The 18158-nt window shown below is 72.7% G+C and carries 21 protein-coding genes; 7 read left to right on the top strand and 14 right to left on the bottom strand.

Annotated features, from left to right (window positions below):
* Positions 1-42: 42 nt before the first annotated feature.
* The 3 genes from Aiant_RS01885 to Aiant_RS01875 are packed head-to-tail and all read left to right on the top strand — an operon-like array spanning position 43 to position 1961.
* Complete coding sequence (locus Aiant_RS01885) at positions 43-465, top strand: hypothetical protein (RefSeq protein ID WP_189335584.1); 423 nt, start codon at positions 43-45, stop codon at positions 463-465.
* Positions 462-1631, top strand: coding sequence for a zinc-dependent alcohol dehydrogenase (locus tag Aiant_RS01880; protein ID WP_189335585.1), 1170 nt, complete (start codon positions 462-464; stop codon positions 1629-1631). The genes Aiant_RS01885 and Aiant_RS01880 overlap by 4 nt, the downstream gene beginning before the upstream one ends.
* A gap of 36 nt (positions 1632-1667) precedes the next feature.
* Positions 1668-1961: a hypothetical protein gene (locus tag Aiant_RS01875; RefSeq protein ID WP_189335586.1), complete on the top strand. Its 294-nt coding sequence runs from the start codon at positions 1668-1670 to the stop codon at positions 1959-1961.
* Positions 1962-1988: 27 nt separating this feature from the next.
* On the opposite strand, the gene Aiant_RS01870 is transcribed toward Aiant_RS01875, so the two are convergent.
* The 4 genes from Aiant_RS01870 to Aiant_RS01855 all read right to left on the bottom strand — a co-directional run bounded on the left by Aiant_RS01870 (position 1989) and on the right by Aiant_RS01855 (position 5284).
* Complete coding sequence (locus Aiant_RS01870) at positions 1989-2738, bottom strand: L-type lectin-domain containing protein (RefSeq protein ID WP_189335587.1); 750 nt, start codon at positions 2736-2738, stop codon at positions 1989-1991.
* A 71-nt stretch (positions 2739-2809) separates the two neighbouring features.
* The gene (locus Aiant_RS01865) at positions 2810-3652 is read right to left on the bottom strand and encodes an NAD(P)H-hydrate dehydratase (RefSeq protein WP_189335588.1); all 843 of its coding nucleotides are present in this window, start codon (positions 3650-3652) and stop codon (positions 2810-2812) included.
* Positions 3636-4358 carry a histidine phosphatase family protein gene (locus Aiant_RS01860; RefSeq protein ID WP_189335589.1) on the bottom strand — a complete coding sequence of 241 codons (723 nt, stop codon included), beginning with the start codon at positions 4356-4358 and terminating at the stop codon, positions 3636-3638. Before Aiant_RS01860 ends, Aiant_RS01865 begins: the two co-directional genes overlap by 17 nt.
* Before the next feature lie 11 nt (positions 4359-4369).
* On the bottom strand, positions 4370-5284 hold the full coding sequence (locus tag Aiant_RS01855; protein WP_229831268.1) for a helix-turn-helix transcriptional regulator: 915 nt from the start codon (positions 5282-5284) through the stop codon (positions 4370-4372).
* Positions 5285-5388: 104 nt separating this feature from the next.
* On the opposite strand from Aiant_RS01855, the gene Aiant_RS01850 reads away from it, so the two are divergent.
* The gene (locus Aiant_RS01850; protein WP_189335591.1) at positions 5389-6060 is read left to right on the top strand and encodes an alpha/beta fold hydrolase; all 672 of its coding nucleotides are present in this window, start codon (positions 5389-5391) and stop codon (positions 6058-6060) included.
* A gap of 4 nt (positions 6061-6064) precedes the next feature.
* On the opposite strand, the gene Aiant_RS01845 is transcribed toward Aiant_RS01850, so the two are convergent.
* The gene (locus Aiant_RS01845; RefSeq protein ID WP_189335592.1) at positions 6065-6730 is read right to left on the bottom strand and encodes a hypothetical protein; all 666 of its coding nucleotides are present in this window, start codon (positions 6728-6730) and stop codon (positions 6065-6067) included.
* A gap of 80 nt (positions 6731-6810) precedes the next feature.
* Here Aiant_RS01845 and Aiant_RS01840 point away from each other — a divergent pair, with 80 nt between their 5' ends.
* The gene (locus Aiant_RS01840) at positions 6811-8148 is read left to right on the top strand and encodes an AI-2E family transporter (protein WP_189335593.1); all 1338 of its coding nucleotides are present in this window, start codon (positions 6811-6813) and stop codon (positions 8146-8148) included.
* Positions 8149-8192: 44 nt separating this feature from the next.
* Here the strand turns inward: Aiant_RS01840 and Aiant_RS01835 are convergent, their stop codons facing one another.
* Positions 8193-9182 carry an aldo/keto reductase gene (locus Aiant_RS01835; protein ID WP_189335594.1) on the bottom strand — a complete coding sequence of 330 codons (990 nt, stop codon included), beginning with the start codon at positions 9180-9182 and terminating at the stop codon, positions 8193-8195.
* A gap of 103 nt (positions 9183-9285) precedes the next feature.
* Here Aiant_RS01835 and Aiant_RS01830 point away from each other — a divergent pair, with 103 nt between their 5' ends.
* Complete coding sequence (locus Aiant_RS01830; protein ID WP_189335595.1) at positions 9286-10158, top strand: helix-turn-helix transcriptional regulator; 873 nt, start codon at positions 9286-9288, stop codon at positions 10156-10158.
* Positions 10159-10224: 66 nt separating this feature from the next.
* Here the strand turns inward: Aiant_RS01830 and Aiant_RS01825 are convergent, their stop codons facing one another.
* From Aiant_RS01825 to Aiant_RS01815, 3 genes are all read right to left on the bottom strand, one after another.
* Positions 10225-10500: a hypothetical protein gene (locus Aiant_RS01825; protein ID WP_189335596.1), complete on the bottom strand. Its 276-nt coding sequence runs from the start codon at positions 10498-10500 to the stop codon at positions 10225-10227.
* Positions 10501-10655: 155 nt separating this feature from the next.
* Positions 10656-11066 carry a RidA family protein gene (locus tag Aiant_RS01820; protein WP_189335597.1) on the bottom strand — a complete coding sequence of 137 codons (411 nt, stop codon included), beginning with the start codon at positions 11064-11066 and terminating at the stop codon, positions 10656-10658.
* A complete protein-coding gene (locus tag Aiant_RS01815) occupies positions 11063-11833 on the bottom strand; it encodes an NAD(P)-dependent oxidoreductase (RefSeq protein WP_189335598.1) in 771 nt (256 codons plus the stop codon). Before Aiant_RS01815 ends, Aiant_RS01820 begins: the two co-directional genes overlap by 4 nt.
* A gap of 78 nt (positions 11834-11911) precedes the next feature.
* Here Aiant_RS01815 and Aiant_RS01810 point away from each other — a divergent pair, with 78 nt between their 5' ends.
* A complete protein-coding gene (locus tag Aiant_RS01810) occupies positions 11912-12811 on the top strand; it encodes a LysR family transcriptional regulator (RefSeq protein ID WP_189335599.1) in 900 nt (299 codons plus the stop codon).
* A gap of 249 nt (positions 12812-13060) precedes the next feature.
* On the opposite strand, the gene Aiant_RS01805 is transcribed toward Aiant_RS01810, so the two are convergent.
* The 5 genes from Aiant_RS01805 to Aiant_RS01785 all read right to left on the bottom strand — a co-directional run bounded on the left by Aiant_RS01805 (position 13061) and on the right by Aiant_RS01785 (position 18125).
* Positions 13061-14698 (bottom strand): NAD(P)/FAD-dependent oxidoreductase, encoded by a 1638-nt coding sequence (locus Aiant_RS01805; RefSeq protein WP_189335600.1) that lies wholly within the window; start codon positions 14696-14698, stop codon positions 13061-13063.
* 161 nt (positions 14699-14859) lie between these two features.
* Positions 14860-15996 (bottom strand): LLM class flavin-dependent oxidoreductase, encoded by a 1137-nt coding sequence (locus Aiant_RS01800; protein WP_189335601.1) that lies wholly within the window; start codon positions 15994-15996, stop codon positions 14860-14862.
* Positions 15997-16172: 176 nt separating this feature from the next.
* Positions 16173-16883, bottom strand: a complete 711-nt coding sequence (locus Aiant_RS01795) for a histidine phosphatase family protein (RefSeq protein WP_189335602.1) — start codon at positions 16881-16883, stop codon at positions 16173-16175.
* Between the two features lie 3 nt (positions 16884-16886).
* Positions 16887-17636, bottom strand: a complete 750-nt coding sequence (locus tag Aiant_RS01790) for an SDR family oxidoreductase (protein ID WP_189335603.1) — start codon at positions 17634-17636, stop codon at positions 16887-16889.
* 240 nt (positions 17637-17876) lie between these two features.
* The gene (locus tag Aiant_RS01785) at positions 17877-18125 is read right to left on the bottom strand and encodes a hypothetical protein (RefSeq protein ID WP_189335604.1); all 249 of its coding nucleotides are present in this window, start codon (positions 18123-18125) and stop codon (positions 17877-17879) included.
* Positions 18126-18158 lie beyond the last annotated feature (33 nt).

Raw genomic sequence — 18158 nt, 5'->3', positions numbered from 1 at the left:
GCCGGCCCGTTTAGACCGGTGCTGCCGAGGTAAGCGCCATCCATGGGTCGTACACGAAACACTCTTCTGTTCGTCGGGCCGCTCGCGGCCGGCGCCGCGGCGGTGGCCGTGGTCCGCCGCCGGAAAGCGCCCGTGCCGCGCCGCCGCCACGTGGTGACCGTCTACAAGCCGTTGGCCGAGCTGGAGGTGACGCAGCTGCCCGGCTCGCTCCATGAGATCGCGGATCGGGTGGAGATCAGCCTGGCCGCCGCGCCGGGCGGCCGGGGCACCGAGATCGCGGTACGGATACCGGACGGCTCGCCGGTCGGCGACGGCGAGGTGCGCCGCGCGCTGCGCGAGACCCGTTCGCTGATCGAGGCCGGTGACGTGCTGCTGCCCTCCGGCCCGGCGACCACTCGGACCACCGTCCTGAACCGGCCGTTGCAGGCGGCCACCCGGCACGGCCGTGAGGGAGGACTGCTGTGAAGGCGTTGCAGTGGGAGGGCGTCAACAAGCTCGCCGTCGGTACCGTCCCGGATCCGGAGCTGCGCAACCCGGGCGACATCATCGTCAAGGTCAAGCGGACCGTGACCTGCGGCTCCGACCTGCACCTGCTGGGCGGGTACATCCCGTTCATGGAGAAGGGCGACGTCATCGGGCACGAGTTCCTCGGTGAGGTGGTGGAGACCGGGCCGGACGTGCGCAACCACCGGGTCGGTGACCGGGTGGTGGTCTCCTCGTTCATCTCCTGCGGCAACTGCTGGTACTGCGACCAGAAGCTCTACTCGCTCTGCGACAACGGCAACACCAACCCGGCGATCACCGAGACGCTCTGGGGCCAGGCGCCCAGCGGCTGCTTCGGGTACTCGCACGCGATGGGCGGCAACGCCGGCAGCCACGCCGAGTTCATCCGGGTGCCGTTCGCCGACGTCGGCGCGTTCACCGTGCCGGACGCGGTGAGCGACGAGCGCGCGCTGTTCGCCTCCGACTCGGCGTCGACCGGCTGGATGGGCGCCGATCTGTCCGGGGTGAAGCCGGGCGACGTGGTCGCCATCTGGGGCGCCGGCGCGGTCGGGCAGATGGCCGCGCGGGCCGCGGTGCTGCTCGGCGCCGAGCGGGTGATCGTCATCGACCGCCTGGAGAACCGGCTGCGGCAGGTGCGGCAGCACGTCGGCGCGGAGACCCTGAATTACGAGAAGGCCGACGTCGCCGGGGAGCTGCGCGAGCGCAGCGGCGGCCGGGGACCGGACGTCTGCATCGAGGCGGTCGGCATGGAGGCGCACACGTCCGGCCCGCAGTTCGCCTACGACCAGATCAAGCTGCAGCTGCGGTTGCAGACCGACCGTCCGATCGCGGTCCGCGAGGCGATCCACGCCTGCCGCAAGGGTGGCTCGGTGTTCGTCCTCGGCGTCTACGCCGGCTTCGTCGACAAGTTCCCGCTCGGCGCCCTGATGAACAAGGGCTTGACGGTACGCGGTGCGCAGATGCACGGGCAGCGCTACATCCCGATGCTGCTGGACCGGATGGCCAAGGGTGAACTGGTGACGGAGTACCTGGCCACGCACGTGCTGCCGCTCGACCGGGCGCCGGAGGGCTACCGCCTCTTCAAGGAGAAGGAGGACGACTGCGTCCGCGCCGTCTTCCTGCCCTGACGGTGTATCGGGGACCGGAGCGGGCACCCGGTAACCATGGCCAGAGCGCGCGCCGCGACGGTGGCGGCATCCAGTGAATGGGTCGGCGAGGACGGGATCCGCCAGCCGGGCGGCGAGGTGCACGCCTGGACCCCCGGCCTCAACCAGACGCTGTGCGGCCTGGCGCTGAGCCGGACCCGGCTGCGACGGTTCCCGCACGTGCCGTTCGACTTCCGGGCCACCGACGTGATCACCGCCGAGGACCAGGTCCGGTACGTCTGCCCGCGCTGCGTGGCGGCGACCAGCCGGCGCGGCGAACGCTCCTGGACCCGCACGTCGCCCCGGCCGTGACCAGCGGCCGGGGCACGTGGCCCGGCCCTATCGGCCGGTCCCGGACGTGGTCGTCAGGGACCAGGACAGGATGTCCTGGGTCGAGTGGACATAGCCGGTGGACCCGGTGAAGCCGACCCAGGCCGTCGCCGCACCGACACTCTCCCGCAGGTCCAGGGTGCGGTCGACCACCAGGTGCGGTTCCGCCTCGCCACCCGGCCCGCCCAGATAGACCCGCAGTTTCCGGCTCGCCGGGTCGTGGACGACCCGCGCCCGGAACGGCGCCCCGAACAACGGGACCGGTGATTCCGCGGTGACCAGGTGATGGTCCGGATTGTTGTTGACCACCAGTCCGACGTGATTGTCGCTCGGATCCGGCGCATTCCGATAATCGTCGAATTCGACCGCCACGCTGTGTTTCAGGCCGCGATATCCGAGGCCGCCGCCCCAGCCGCCGAGCGCCCGCGGCCCGGACGCCTGCACCACGAACGCGATGCCGTCGGCACCCGGCGCGCGGCCGTCCAGCAGCACCTCGAACGTCGTGTCGAAGGACTCGGTGAGGTCGATCCGCGCGCCGGACCAGGCCGAACCCATCTGCTCGTAACCGCCGTCGGTCAGCCGCAGCACCGGCACCCGGCCGGGACCGGTCCGGACCACGGCGGCGGAGCCGTTGAGGCTCAGCGCGCCGGCGTCACCGAAGTTCGGATAGTCGACGTCGGCGACCGCCGGACTAGAGGTCATCACCAGGAAGACGGCGGACAGTGCGCCGCCGCCGCAGGACTTCCAGATTCGTCGCATGAAAACGAGTAGAACACCACGGATAAATGGGGCCGCGGAGAACGTACGAAAAACGCGGGTGTTTGTTTTTCTCAAACGGTGGCAAGGGTGAAAGCGACCTCGTCGACCAGCTCCCGGGCCAGGAATCCGGTGCGGCCGTGCCGCGGCGCGAGACGCTGGCCGCCGACCGCGTGGGCGAACGCCGCCCAGCAGGCCGCCTGAGCCGGCTCGGCGCCGCGGCCGAGCAGCCCGGCGACGATCCCGGCGCGGACGTCGCCGCTGCCCGAGGTGCCCAGGCCGACGTCGGCGCTCTCCTCCCGCCACAGGCCGCCGTCCGGGTCGGCGATGTGGCCGAAGAGCGAGACCACCGCCCGGTAACGCTCGGCCAGCGCGCGGCTCGCGGCGCCCAGGTCGTCGCCCGGGGGCCGGCCGAGCAGGTGCTCGGCCTCGGTCAGGTTCGGGGTGAGCACCGCGCGGCGCTGGCGCAGCAGGGACGGATCGCGGCTCAGCGCGCCCAGGGCGTACGCGTCCAGGGTCACCCCGGCCTCCGGGCCGGCCGCGCCCAGCACCTGCCGCAGCAGGGCGCCGGTCTGCTCGATGTCGTCCAGGCCGGGACCGATCAGGATCACGTCGGCCTCCGCCGCCAGCTCGGTCACCGGCTCCGGCAGCGGCTCGCCACCGGACGGGAAACCGACCACCTTGGCCTCCGGGACGGCGATGCTCAACGGGATCGCGGTCTCGTCGGCGACCGCCAGCTGCAACCGCCCGGCGCCGGCCCGCAGCGCGGCCTCGCCGGCCAGTAGCACGGCGCCCGGGTTGAACCGGGACCCGCCGACCACCAGCACCGTGCCGCGGGCCTCCTTGCCACCCTGCGGATCCGGCAGGGGCCACTCGCGCAGCAGCCGCGGAGTGATGATCTCAGGCCGGGTCGGCACGGACTTCCTCCTGTTCGGTCGGCGGCGCGCCGTGGTCCTGAAGGTGCGCGACGTCGTTGAAGCGTTCCGGCGACAGGCTGACGCCGTCGCCGCACCACGAGCTGACCGAGCAGTTGGCGATCGCCTCGCTGCGGGTCAGCGCCATCAGCTCCGGCTCGGCCAGCTCCTCGGCGAGCGCCCGGATCAGCCAGACGGTGGCCTCGTGCGCGAAGAGCAGGATGCGCCCGCCCGGGTGGTCCTCGCGCAGCTCCCGCAGCAGCGAGCGCAGGCGCAGCTGCACATCGGCCCAGTTCTCCCCGCCGGGCGGCCGGTAGTAGTACTTGCCGAGGTGTGCCCGCCGCACCGCCTCGTCCGGGAACCGCGCCAGCACGCCGGCGTTGGTGAGCAGGTCCAGCACGCCGAGCTCACGGTCGCGCAGCCGCTCGTCGACGACCATCGGGATCCGGGTGCCGGCCAGGGCCAGCTCGGCGGTCTGCCGGGCGCGCAGATAGGGCGAGACCAGCGCCAGGCCGGGCTGCGGGTCCTGCTTGGCGAGGAACGCGGCGACCGCCTCGGCCTGATGTCGCCCGGTCGGTGAGAGCGGCACGTCGGCGTCCCGCTCGGCCAGGTCGATCACTTCCGCGGCGGCGCGTTCCGCCCGCGCCGCCGCGATGTTGCCGATGCTCTGCCCGTGCCGCACGATGCCCAGCCACGCGAACTGCCCCATGGCTACCCGCCTTACCCAGCCGTGGGCCCGGCAACCTCCTCGATCGCGCGGCGGAACCGGTCGGCGACGGTGGCCACCGCGGCACGCAGCTCCGGCCCGCCCTCGACGGTGAAGTCGAACGGGACGGCGGCCAGCCACTCCTGGGCGTACATCGCCGGGTTGCGGGTGCTGCCGGTCAGCAGGCACCGGTCGCCGTGCTCGGCGAGGGTGCCCATCGGCGGGCGGATCCATGGTGCGACCTGCGCGAACGGGGCGTGGAACAGCACCCGGGTGGCGAACCGCCAGCCCTTGCCGAGGTTCTCCTCCAGGGCGGCGACCGGGTCCAGGCCGTCCGGCGGGGTGAACCGGTGCGGCGTCCGGTGGACCGCCCGGATCCGGTCGATCCGATAGGTCCGGATCGCGGTGGCGCGATGCGAGAGGCACAGCAGATACCACCGGCCGTAGCGGACCACGACCGCCCACGGATCGACCTCGGCGTCGAACTCGCCGCCGCTCTCGCGGCGGTAGGTGACGATCACGCGCCGCCGTTCGGCGACGGCGGCGACCAGGGCGCTCGCGGTGGCCGGATCGGTCCGGGCCGCTCGGGGATCGGGTGCGATCGCGGCGTACGCCCGCAGCGCCCCCGCCTGCCGCCCCACTCCCTCCGGCAGCGCCCGGATCACCTTCCCGAGCGCCTCGCCGACCACCTCGTCGGCGTTGCTCGCGTCCAGCACCGCCATCACCAGCCCGAGTGCCTGCTCCTCGGTGAACACGACCGGCGGGAGCCGCGTCCCGCGCCCCAGCCGATAGCCGCCGTACGGCCCGCGCACCGACTCGACCGGGATGCCGGCCTCGCGCAGGATCTCGACATAGCGCCGGGCGGCCCGCTCGGTCACCGCCAGCGCGGCGGCCAGCTGCTCGGCCGTCGTCCCCGGCCGGGCCCGCAAGATCTCCAGGGTGCGCAGAGCCCGCGCGGTCGGGCTGGAACCGGTCGGCACACCGCCGAAGATACCGGAAGCCGATCGTCCGGAATCACCTCTAGGTTGCTCCCATGAGTGCTGAACGAATCGTTCTCGTCGGTGGCCTGTGGCTGGACTCCTCGGTCTGGACCGAGGTGGTCGCCGAGCTGGACAAGCGAGGTCGTGAGGCGGTGCCGGTGCACCTGCCCGCCGACCGGGACACCGCCCTGGCCGACCAGCTGGCCGCGGTCCTGGCGGCCGTCGAGGAGGCCCCGGGCCGGGTGGTCCTGGCCGGTCACTCCGCCGCGTGCGGCCTGGCCTGGCTGGCCGCCGACGCCCGCCCGGACCGGATCGCGAAGGTCGCCCTGATCGGCGGCTGGCCCGCCAAGGAGGGCGGTGCCTACGCCGACTTCTTCCCGATCGCCGACGGCTTCATGGCGTTCCCCGGCTGGGCCCCGTTCGAGGGCGCCGACGCCGCCGATCTGGACGAGCGGCAGCGTCAGGCCTTCGCCGCCGCGGCCGTCCCGGTGCCCGAGGCCGTGGCGCGCGGCACGGTCCGCTACGCGAGCCGGCGACGGTACGACATCCCGGTCACCCTGATCTGCCCGGAGTACACCCCGGCCCAGGCCCGCGCATGGCTCGACGCCGGCGAGCTGCCCGAGCTGCCCGAGGTCAAGCACCTGGACATGCTCGACCTCGACTCCGGTCACTGGCCGATGCTCACCCGCCCGGCCGAGCTGGCCTCCCTGCTCGCGTCCCTCTGACCGGTCAGGGGTTCAGCAGGTCGGGGGCCCAGCGCTCGCCGAGCACCTGGGTGAGGACGGTGAGCACGATCGACACGGCGACGGAGACGAGGATGGCGGTGATCAGGCCGCGCAGGCCCCGGCGGCGGTGTTCCGAGCCGTCCGGGTTCAGGGGTGGGAGGTTGCGCGGCCGGGTCCAGGGCACCTCGCGGAACGTCCAGTAGAGCAGGCCCAGCCCGAACGGGACCGCGGCGAACATCCAGAACCAGTACCAGCGGGTGGCGGTGACCGGCGGGCGGCCGGCCAGCAGCACACCGAGGAAGACCACCGCGAAGAGCAGCCCGATCCCGTTGACCAGGTTGCCCAGCACGATCACCGGGCCCTGCTCCGACTCCTGGCCGGCCACGTCGAACGAGCCGTCGTTCTCGGTCCAGTGCACGCGGCCGTCCGGGGTGCGCCACGCGAGGATCGGGGCCGGGTCGGTGGCCGGCGGCTCCAGGTGCGGCACCGCGAACCAGCGGTCCGGGGCCCGGTCGGTCCACCGCTCGCCCCACTGGTACGCCGCGACATAGCCGCTGGTGAGATCCGTGCGCGCCCGGTCGCCGTCCGCGTGCCGGGGCGCACCCCACCAGGCCGTCACCGCCGCGAACAGCCACAACGCCACCAGGAGCCACCGTCCGAAACGCCACATGGGCTCGACCTTAAACCGGCTGATCAAGCATGAAACGACGCTTCCCCGGGCATCTGAGCGGCAACCGAAGGGGAAAGTCGATGAGCTGGACACACACCGTCTGGGACCGCGCCCGGGCGACGCTGGCCGCGGCGGCCAGCCGCAACGTTCCGCCGCCGTTCACGGTCGGTCCCGAGTTGCAGGACACCACCACACCCGTGGTGGTGGTCAACAACCGGCCGAGCAGCGCCGACGTCCTGCCCCGCGGGGTGCGTACGGCCGGCGCCTGGGCCTGGCGCTTCATCCTCTTCGTCGTCGCCGCCTACCTGTTCCTGCGCGTCGTCGCGCTGCTGCACGTGATGCTCATCCCGGTCGCCGTCGCCACCCTGCTGGCCGCCCTGTTCCAGCCGCTCAGCGCGACCCTGGTCCGCAACGGCATGAAGAAGTCCCTGGCCGCCGGCCTGGTCCTGGTCGCCGCGCTGGTGCTGGTCTTCGGCGGTCTGGGACTGATCGTGCGGACCTTCATCAGCCAGCTCGACGACCTCTCGGCCCGGGTCGAGGGCGGCCTCGCCGAGGTGCAGAGCTGGCTGCACCGCGGCCCGCTGCACCTCTCCGACGCGCAGCTCGACCAATACCTGGAGAAGGCGCGGGAGCAGTTCGCCGCGAGCCAGGGGTCGCTCACCACCGGGGCGCTCAGCACCGCGACCACGGTGGGGGAGGTGCTCACCGGGTTCTTCCTGGTGCTGTTCACGCTCTTCTTCTTCCTCCGGGACGGCGGCCAGATCTGGTCGTTCCTGTGCCGGCTGCTGCCCCGCGACGCCCGCGTCCCGACCGCCCGGGCCGGGCACTACGCGTGGCACACGCTGATCTCGTACGCCCGCGGCACCGTCCTGGTCGCCTTCATCGACGCGGTCGGCATCGGCATCGGCCTGCTCGTCTTCCGGGTGCCGCTGGCCCTGCCGCTGGCCGCCCTGATCTTCCTGGGCGCGTTCATCCCGGTCGTCGGCGCCACCGTCACCGGCGCGATCGCCGTGCTGGTCGCGCTGGTCGCGAACGGCCCGGTCACCGCGATCAGCATCCTGGCCGTGGTGATCGCGGTGCAGCAGCTGGAGGGGCACGTCCTCCAGCCGCTGATCATGGGACGGGCGGTGGCGCTGCACCCGCTCGCGGTGATCCTGGCGATCGCGGCCGGGGTGGTGGTGGCCGGGATCGTCGGCGGGCTGATCGCGGTGCCGCTGCTCGCCGTGCTGAACACCGCGATCCGCTACCTGGTCGACCACCCGTCCGGTGAACCCACCCCGGACCGCGAGCCGCCCGGCACCGAACCGACCGACGACGACGAGGCCGAAGCCGAGGACGCCGCCGAGGCCACCGCGCGAAGCGCGGACCCGGCCACCCCGCCGCCGGCCGAGACTTCGGTCGCCCCGGCCCGCGGCTGATCCGCGGGCCGGCCCGGGAACCGCGGGTAGGCGTACCGAAAGAGTTAGTTGCCGACGCCGACCGAAGCCATCAGAGCGGCCGGATAGCGATCGCCGCGGGCCGAGCCCTTGGGCACGGCCCGCTCGATCGCGGCCCGATCGTCCGCCGTCAGCGTGAGATCGAGTGCCGGCAGCGCCTCGGCGAGGCGATCGCGGGTGCGGGCGCCGACCAGCGGCACGATGTCGTCACCCCGCCCCGCCACCCAGGCGATGGCCAGCTGGGCGACCGTGCAGCCCTTCGCCTCGGCGACCCGGCGCAGCTCCTCGACCAGCGCGAGGTTGTGCCGCGCGTTCTCGCCGGAGAAGCGCGGCATCCGGCCCCGGTGGTCACCCGGCCCGGCCGCGGTCCAGTGCCCGGAGATCAGCCCGCGGCTCAGCACGCCGTAGGCGGTGATCCCGATCCCCAACTCGCGCACCGTGCCCAGCACCTCGGCCTCCACCCCGCGGGACACCAGCGAATACTCGATCTGGAGGTCGGCGATCGGGTGTACGGCGTGGGCCCGGCGGATCGTCTCGGCGCCGACCTCGGAGAGCCCGGCGTACCGGACGTAGCCCGCCTCGATCATCTCGTGGATCGCGCCGATCGTGTCCTCGATCGGCACCGCCGGGTCGAGCCGGGCCGGGCGGTAGATGTCGATGTGCTCGACGCCGAGCCGGGTCAGCGAGTGGACCAGGAAGTTCTTCACCGCGGCGGGCCGGCTGTCCTGCCCGTGGAAGCCGCCGCCCGGACCGGTCAGCGCGCCGAACTTGACGCTCAGCAGGTAGTCGTCCCGGTTCCGGCCGCGCAGCGCCTCGGCGAGCAGCATCTCGTTGTGGCCGGTGCCGTAGTGGTCGCCGGTGTCCAGCAGGGTGACACCCCGCTCCAGCGCGGCGTGCACGGTGGCGATCGCCTCCCGGCGGTCGGCGATGCCGTAGGCGCCGCTGGACATGGCCATGGTGCCCAGGCCCAGCGCGGAGACGGCCGGTCCGGTGGTGCCCAGAGTTCGTTTCTGCATGCGGTCCACCCTGCGCCGGTGACCGGCCGGGCGGGAGCGGAGCGCCTGTCGTGGGAGCGCCGCTCCCTGTCTGCGCGCCCGCACCCGGGGCAGGATGGATCGCATGCAGCGTGAGCAGCTCGCCGACTTCCTGCGCCGCCGCCGCGAGGCGATCCGCCCGGCCGAGGCCGGCATCGCCGCCGGTCCGCGGCGCCGCACCACCGGCCTGCGGCGCGAGGAGGTGGCGATGCTGGCCGGCATGTCGGTGGACTACGTGGTGCGCCTGGAGCAGGGCCGCAGCAGCCAGCCGTCGGTCCAGCTGCTGACCGCGCTGGCCCGGGCCCTGCGCCTCTCCGACGACGAGCGCGCCCACCTGTTCCACCTGGCCGGGCACCAGCCGCCACCGGCCGACGGGGTGGCCCGGCTGGCCCGCGCCGGCCTGGTCCGGATGCTCGACCTGCTCGGCGACACCCCGGCCATGGTGATCTCCGACCTCGGCGAGGTGCTCGCCCAGAACCGGATGTCGATCCTGCTCGTCGGCGACCAGAGCGGCCTCGCCGGCGACCGGCGCTACCCGATCTACCGCTGGTTCACCGAGCCGGAGGTGCGCGCCGTCCACCCGCCCGCCGAGCAGGAGCGGCACGGCCGCCAGTTGGTCGCCGACCTGCGGGCCGTCGCCGGCCGGCGATCGACGGATCCGCTGGTCACCGGGTTGCTGTCCCGCTTGCGACAGGCCAGTTCCGAGTTCCGTACGCGCTGGGACGCGCACGAGGTGGGCCTGCGCCGGGCCGACCGCAAGACGCTGGTGCACCCGCGCGTCGGCGGCATCCTGGTGGACTGCGAAACCCTGGTCACCCCGGATCTCGGCCAGCAACTGCTGGTCCTCACCCCGGCCGACGCCGACGCCCGCGAGCGGCTGGACCTGCTCCGCGTCCTCGGCGTCGAGGAGTTCCCGGGGCAGCCCGCGCACACCACCTCGGGTCAGCCGGCGCCGTGACGAGCGGCTTCCCGGCGACAGCACCCCGGCGACGACAGCGAGCAGGGGATCGGCGACCGGCTGGTGTCACGGCTCGCCGCCGCGGCCGGAGACCGCGTGCAGTTCGCGGCCGGCCCGGCTGAGCCACGCCAGCGCGCGGACGGCGTCGTACGTCCCCGCTTTCAGCTGCGCCGCCGCCCGGGACGCGGTCTGATACAGCTGCTCCGCCTCGGGCGTCCCCTTGCACTCGATGGCGAGCACCGCGAGCGACTCGACGCTCTCCCACGATCCCGGCTTCAAGGACGCGGCGGCCTCCAGAGCCCGTTGCAGTGGCAGGCGCTCATCGTTGCGGTTTCCGAACATCAGGGTCCCTTCCCGAACTGCGTAGCCGGCGGGCTGGAAAGTACAACCACCGCGCACGCGGCGGACCCGCGTCAAGCCACGATCCGGCCGTCGGCCGGCGATCGCCGGGTCATGGCACGCTCGTCGCGGAGCCGCGGCCGGCATCGTCCGGACCCTCAGGTGCGGTCACCGACCGCCGCGGTCACCTCGACCTCGAGCACCAGGCCGGGCAGGAACAGGCCGCTGACCTGGACGGTGGTGCTCGCCGGTGGCGTACCGGTGAAGACCTCCCGCCGCACCGCCGCGTAAGCCGGCAGGTCCGCCAGGTCCAGCATGTAGGTCCGCACGTGCAGGACGTCGCCGAAGCCCGCCCCGTGCGCCGCGAGCAGCCCGCCGATGACCTCGAAGATGCGGGCCGCCTGCGGACCGGCCTCGCCCGGGGCGAGCACCGCACCGGTGTCGTCGATCGCGACCTGCCCGGAGAGGGTCAGCAGGGCGCCGCCGGGCAGGTCCAGGCGGGCGACATGCGAAAACCGATTCGCGTACGGCGCGGGCGCGGTCGCCGGGTTGTCGAGGGTGAGTTTCACCGGGACTCCCGATCGATCAGCGCGCAGATGTCGGCCTGCTGGTCGGGCACGGCCGCGAGCAGGCTCAGCGTGGCCTCGACGACGGGTGTCGTCCCGCTTGCGAACCGGAGGTCTTTGGCGGCCAGCGCGACCGGGAAGTCGGCCGTGGTGCTCGTCGCCCGCCGCAGCGCGCCGGCCAGCGGCCCCGCGGCCAGCAGCTCCATCGCCGCCGCCCGGTCGATGCCGAGCGCGGCGGCGACCTCCAGCGTGTCGTGCAGCGCGCCGATGGCGGTCAGCGCCGCGGTCATCTGCATGACCTTGACCGCGCTTGCCGCGTCGCACCGCTGGATCGTGCCGAGGTGCCGCAGCACCGGCTCGGCCGCCTCCACCGCGCCACTGGCCAGGATCACCAGCGTCCCGGCCGCGACCGCGTCGACGCTGCCCATCACCGGCGCGTCCACGAACGACACGTCCCCCGGCAGCCGCTCGACGATCGCCGCCGTCGCCTCCGGCCCGATCGTCGACATCTGCACCAGCACGGTCCCGGGCCGCAGCGTCGCCCCCGATCCGAACAACACCTCCGCTACGGCCGCCCCGTCGGTCAGCACCGTGATCACCACGTCGGCCCCGGCGACCGCCTCGGCCGGGGACTCCGCCACCTTCGCGCCGGTCGCGGCGGCCCGCGCCGGGTTCCGGCTCCACGCCGTCACCACATGTCCCGCCGCGCTCAACCGCCGCACGACAGCACTGCCCATCCTCCCGGTGCCCAGCACCGCGATGTTCGTCATGCCTCGAACCTAGGAGCGTCCGAGGCATGCGACAAACGACTGTCTGGCATGGCTGCCATGCCCAGATAGCATGCCTGGATGGAGACGCAGCTGCTCGAGGTGTTCCGGACCGTCGCCCACCTCGGCTCGATCACCGCCGCCGCCCGCCGCCTGCGGTTCACCCAGTCGGCGGTGTCCCGGCAGATCGCGGCGCTGGAGGCGGAGGTCGGCGCCCGGCTGCTGGACCGGCTGCCGCGCGGCATCGCGCTCACCGAGCCGGGCCGCGCGCTGCTGCCGCACGCCGAGGCGATCCTCGACCGGCTCGGCGCCGCCCGGCAGGCCGTCGGCGACCTGGACAGCCTGGCGGCCGGTCGGCTGCGGGTCGGCGCGTTCGCCACCGCGGTCGCCGCCCTGGTCCCACGGGCCATCACGTCGTTCCGGACCGTGTTCCCCGGCGTCGCGGTGTCCCTGGTGGAGGGCTTCTCGCCGGCGCTGCTGGAGCGGCTCGCGGGCGGCGACGCGGACCTCGCGATCGTCAGCGACGCCCCGGCCGGGCTGCCCGGCCCGGACCGGTTCGACCTGCATCACCTGCTCGACGAGGAGATGCTGGTCGCCGTGTCCCGCCGGCACCGGCTGGCCCGCCGCCGCACGGTGCGCCTCGCCGAGCTGGCCGACGAGTCGTTCGTGGCCAGCTCACCGCGGCCGGCCGAGACCCTGCTGGGTGGCAGCGCCGCGGCCGGCTTCCAGCCCCGGATCGACATCGTGGTGGGGGAGTGGACCGGCAAGTTCGGCTGCGTCGCGGCCGGGCTCGGCGTGACCCTGGTGCCGGCGCTGGCGGCCCGCATGGCCCCGGCCGACCTGGTGCTGCTGCGGGTGCATCCGGACGACCAGTCGCCGCGCCGGATCTACGCCGCCACCCTCGCCGGCCGCACCCGGCCACCCGCCGTGACCCACTTCCTGTCCCACCTGGACGCCGTGGCGGGCACTGTCCGGTCCTGATCTCGGACGGCACCACCTGCCCTGCCGCATTCCTGGGAAAGGCCCCCTCACGGTTCACTGCGGAGGCGACCTACGCCGTCCGTGGTCTCTGGCCGTCGCCCCATTCCCGCCCTGAGCGTCGTGGCCCGGCCCCGGTCGGTCGGCGTTGGCAGAACCTCACCCCACGCCACCACCGCCACCGCGGTCTGGCCGCCCGGTGAACGCCCCGTCGGGATGTGACTTCGTGTACCCGCGGCCACCGCCCCTCCGTCAGACCGACCGGACCAGGTCGGCGGCCTCGGCGATGGTGGCGCGGTCGTAGTCGAAGTAGGGGCGCAGCGGCAGCGGGGCGGCGGTCCGGCCCCACTGGTAGATCAGCCGCTGTGTCTCCATCGACCCGTCATGCCAGCGGCGCAGCACGTCGTGCAGGTTCAGCGGGGACGGCGACGCCTCGCCGTCGCCCAGGATGAAGGCCAGCTCCGGCACCGCGTCGGCCGGGGTGAGCGCGCCGTCACGCACCCGGGACAGCACCTCGAAGCAGGCGTCGAACTGCTCCTGCGCGCTGGGCAGGTCCGGGCAGAACGAGCCGGGCACCGGGCCCTGGTGCAGGCGGTCCAGCAGCGCCGGGTCGGCGGTCTCCAGGAACTGGTAATACGTCCCGGCGACCCGGAGGACGCCCAGGTTCCACGCGAGGTACCACATCTTCGACCAGGCTCGCCACAGGTCGAAGTCACGGAACGCGATGTACGACCCGGCGATCAGCTTGTCGTTGTTGTCCAGGATGCTCTGGTTCAGCGTCTCCAGGTACGCGAACCGGGTGGCCGAGTAGTCCCCGGCAGCCCGGGCCTCGAGGAACCGCGGCACGAACGCCTCGATCACCGCCATGGTGTTGCTCATGCCGCGGCTGAACAGGGCGTCGATCGCCCCGGCCGCGTGGCTCATCAGCACCCAGCGGTCGCCGACCGTGCGGGACGAGGAGAACTGGGTGCGGCCGGTGGAGATCCAGCGGAACGCCGACGTCGCGTTCGCGAATTGCCGGCCGATCGACGGGAACCGCTCCAGGAACTCGCCCCACTCCTGCTCGGCGGTCACCCCCGGGCGCTGCGGCCAGCGCTCGGCGTCCAGGTTGAGCCCCACGCTGACCAGGTCGGACTCGCTGCCCGGCCGGTTGTCGAACGGGATCACCCACATCCAGCCGCCGTCGAAGACGTGGTGCAGGGTGCCCTCGTGCCACCGGTTCGGCTGGCCGCTGGACTCGGTGACGTCGTCGAACGGGACCACGCCCCGCAGGTGGGTGAAGATGGTCCGCGAGTTCGTCCGGAACCGGCACGGCTCCTCGCGCAGCCCGAACGCGTCGGCCAGCACCGACGTCCGCCCGGTCGCGTCGATCACGTAATCGCTGTGCAGCGTCTCCCCGCTGTCCAGCGTCACCACGGCCTCGTCGGGCCGGATGTCGACCGCCTGCACGCGGACGCCCTCCCGGGTCAGCGCGCCGTACCGTTGCGCCGCCTCGAACAGGTACTGATCGATGTCGGCGCGCATCAGGTGCGACTCCGGCCCGAACGGGCCCTCCGACACGCTGCACTGGGTCACCTCGAACGGCTCCTGGAACCGGCCCTCCCGGTGGTAGACGAAGCCGAAGTTGGTCTTGATCCCGCACCGGCTGCTCACGTGCTCGGCGATCCCGCCGCTGGTCGACACGTGCGCCAGCTCCGGCACGTCGTACCGGGCGGCGAGCAGCCGCAGCAGGAACGACGTCTCGCCGATGGTGGACTCGCCGAGCGCGAACCGCGGGTGTCTCGCGGCGTCCACGAGGGCCACCGAGATGCCGAGCCGGGCCAGGATCGCGGCCACCGTGCTGCCACCGATGCCGCTGCCGAGAACCGTTACGTCGACGCGCCTGTCCATGCCTCATCTGCCTTCCGGTTGACTGCGGCCGCAGACCGCCGCTCGATCAGCGAGAGCAGCGGGCCGGTGGCCAGGGTCGTGATCATCAGCCCGGCGGACACCCGCCGAGCCGCGCGAGCGCCACGATGACCGCCAGGCTGAGCAGGACCTGAGCGAACACCTCACTGCTCATGCGGGGTCCTCCGGTCAGCGACCTCGTGCGAATACTCCACACCGGCCTTGGCCTGGGCGGCGGCCATGGTCCGGCGGGTCAGGCCGCCCGACTGGAGCTCGGCCTGATAGGCCTGCACCCGTGGCCAGGTGGAGGCGGTGAAGTACGGGATCACGCGGCGGGCGAACAGCTCGTAGGAGCGGCGGGTGGCGTGCGGGTCGGCGATGTCCGACTGCTCGATCAGGAAGGTGCCGAAGCCGCCGCTGAGCTCCCACATCTTCTCGATGTGCCGGATCGCCTGCTCCGGTGTGCCGATCACCGCGGTGCCGGTGGTCATCAGCACGTCGATGACCGCCTCCGGGTCGTCCAGGTCGACCGGCACGTTCATCGGGAGGATCTGGCGGATGTACTTGATGTACTCGGTCAGGCCGTGCCGCACCTCGGCGCGCGCCTGTGCCTCCGTCTCGGCCACGTGCATGAGGCTCATCACCGACCAGCGGCTCCGGTCGAAGGACAGCCCGGCCTGCCGCGCCTCGGTCTCGGCGATCCCGGCGGCGGTCCGCAGCGGATTCTCCGAGCCGGTCCCGATCGCGGCGGACGCGCCGAACGAGACCAGGCCGGCGCCGTACCGCCCGGCCAACTGGGGGCCGGACGGCGACTTGAACGCGGCGACCCGGATGTCCAGCGGCCACTGGAACGGCCGCAGGTGCAACACCGCCCGGTCCAGCTCGAACCAGTCGGTCTTGCGGGTGACCGGACCGTCGTAGCGCAGCAGGGCGGTGATCGCCTCCAGCGACTCCGCCATCATCCGCCGGGCCTGCATCGGGTCGTGCCCGATCATCGTGGCGTCCAGCGGCAGCGCGCCCGACCCGACCCCGAAGATCAGCCGCCCCCGGGTCAGGTGGTCCAGCTGCACGATCCGGTCCAGCAGCAGGAACGGGTGGTGATAGGAGAGCGTCGCGACGCCGGTGCCGAGCCGGATCCGCCGGGTCCGCTGCGCCGCCGCGGCGATCATCAACTCCGGCGAGGCGATGATCTGCCAGCCGCCGGAGTGGTGCTCGCCGAACCAGAACTCGTCGAAGCCGAGCCGGTCGCAGAGCTCGGCGAGGTCGAGGTCACCTTCGAGTTGCAGGGTGGGGTCTTCCATCGGGTGATGAAACGGAAAGAGCAACGCCCCGAACTTCATGACTCCGGCCCCCTGCCCGCGAGTACGCCCACTGTAGACGCGAACCCACCGATCGAGCAGACCCGGAATTTGCCACAGTGGATGTGAGCCCGATCACGGTTCGCTCCCGGCGCGGGCCGATCCGGCGATCCGCGGGATCAGCGATAGGTGAGCAGCCGGCGGTCGCCCTCCAGGTGGGTGTGCTCGTTGAAGGTGGAGAGCGACAACCCGCTGCGCCCCGCGATCACCTTGGTCATCCCGGTGTTCACCGAGACCCGGTTCAGCGCCGCCCACACCGTCGCGACCGTGCCCAGCGGCGCGTCGAGGCCCGCGGTGAGCAGCGCGGACACCATCGCGATCGGGCCGCCGGAGCTGACCAGCACGATGTCCCGGTGCTGCCGCAACAGGTCCGCGGCCGACGACAGGGCCGCCGCGACCCGCCGCCGGAAACCGGCGAACGACTCCGTGTACTCCAGGTCGAACTGACCCGACGACCACCGCGCCGTCGCCGCGTCGAACACCTCCTGGAACGCCCGGTCGGGCCGCTCCGCGAGGTTGAGCTCGGCCATCATGGCCGCCCGGTCCCGGTACACCGGCCGGTGGATCTCGACGACGTGCTGGAAGTCGAACTCGTTCCACCCCGGATCGACGGTGGCCGGCACGTCCGCGCCGAGCCCGTCGAGGAGCCCCGCCGCGGTCTCCGCGTGCCGGCGCATCGTGCCGCGCAGCACCAGGCCGGGCTTGACGCTCCGGGCCGCGAGAGCCCGCCCCAGCGTCCGCGCCTGCTCGTGCCCGAGCTCGGAGAGCGCGTCGTAATCGTCGGCGCCGAAGGACGCCTGACCGTGCCGGACCAGCAGAAGACGAGCCATTTCTCAGACCATCTTCCGTACGACGGACAGCGGCAACACACGCATCGCCACCCCGATGGGCACCCAGGGCCAGGCCGGCACATACGCCTTGACCTTGCGTTTCTCGATCGCGGCCACCATCGCCCGCACCCCCGGGACGGTATCGACCATGAACTTCGTCTTCTGCTTCACGTGCGCGTTCATCTCCGAGCGGATGTAGCCCGGGTAGATCACCGACACGTCCACCCCCGGCACCCGCTCCGATCGGACGCCCTCGGCGATCGCGGCCACGCCCGCCTTGGTCGCGGCATAGGTGGTCATCGACTTGCGCATCCCCCGGAGCGCCGACATCGACGAGATCAGGACCAGATGACCCCGCTTTTGCGTACGAAAGATCGTCAGTGCCGCCTCGGCCTGCGCGAGCGCCCCGACGAAGTTGACCATCGCCGTCGCCCGGTTCGCGTCGAAGCGGCCGGTGCCCAGCGGGGCGCCCTTGCCGAGCCCGGCGTTCACCACCACCCGGTCGATCCGCCCGAACTCGTCCGCGAACTGCTGGAACACGGTGAACACCGCGTCGTCGTCGGTGACGTCCAGCGCCCGGACGCTGACCCGCCGGTCGGGGTGCGCGGCGGTGATCTCGTCACGGAGCTGATCGAGACGGTCGGTGCGGCGGGCGCAGAGGGCGAGGTCGTAGCCGAGCGCGGCGAACTGCCGGGCCATCTCCTCGCCGAGGCCGGCGCTGGCCCCGGTGATCAGCACAACTCCTGGTGGCATGCGCACACGGTAGGTGTTGCCCGGCAAAACGCAAGATCCGGGTCTCGCACGACCCGAGGCTCGGCCAAGTCACTCTGCCTGTCGTGCTCCGATCCCGGTGCACCCGGCCAGCGCGTGTGCGGTCAACCGCAGGTGGCCTTCGAGGCAGACCAGCTCGTCCGGGCGCGGTCCGGCCAGGATGAGCGGGGCGAAGCGTTGTCCCCTTGGGCCGGCGCGCACGCCCGGCGGGACAGGCGCCGGTCAGGGGTGGGGCATGCGAGCGAAGAACACGTAGACGCTGGCCCCGCAAAGTACGAATACCATCAGGATCAGGCCCAGCAAGGTGATCACGCGGGCCACGACCCTGGCCTTGGTGGGCGGAGGCCCGGGCACCTCGGGGACGTTCGGCACCCCCACCCCGCCGTAACGGCGAATGTAGTCGGCCTGGTCCGAGCGCTGCTGCTCGATCCGGCGGCGGTTGTCGTTCTCCAGCCGGCCCCACTGGTCCATCCTGGTGCCTCCCATGTGTGCGGCGCTCACAGC

It is taken from the genome of Actinoplanes ianthinogenes (assembly GCF_018324205.1).
GTDB classification, from domain to species: Bacteria; Actinomycetota; Actinomycetes; order Mycobacteriales; family Micromonosporaceae; genus Actinoplanes; species Actinoplanes ianthinogenes.
The sequence above is the reverse complement of the archived record's forward strand: the minus strand, read 5'-3'. Positions and strand labels throughout refer to the sequence as shown.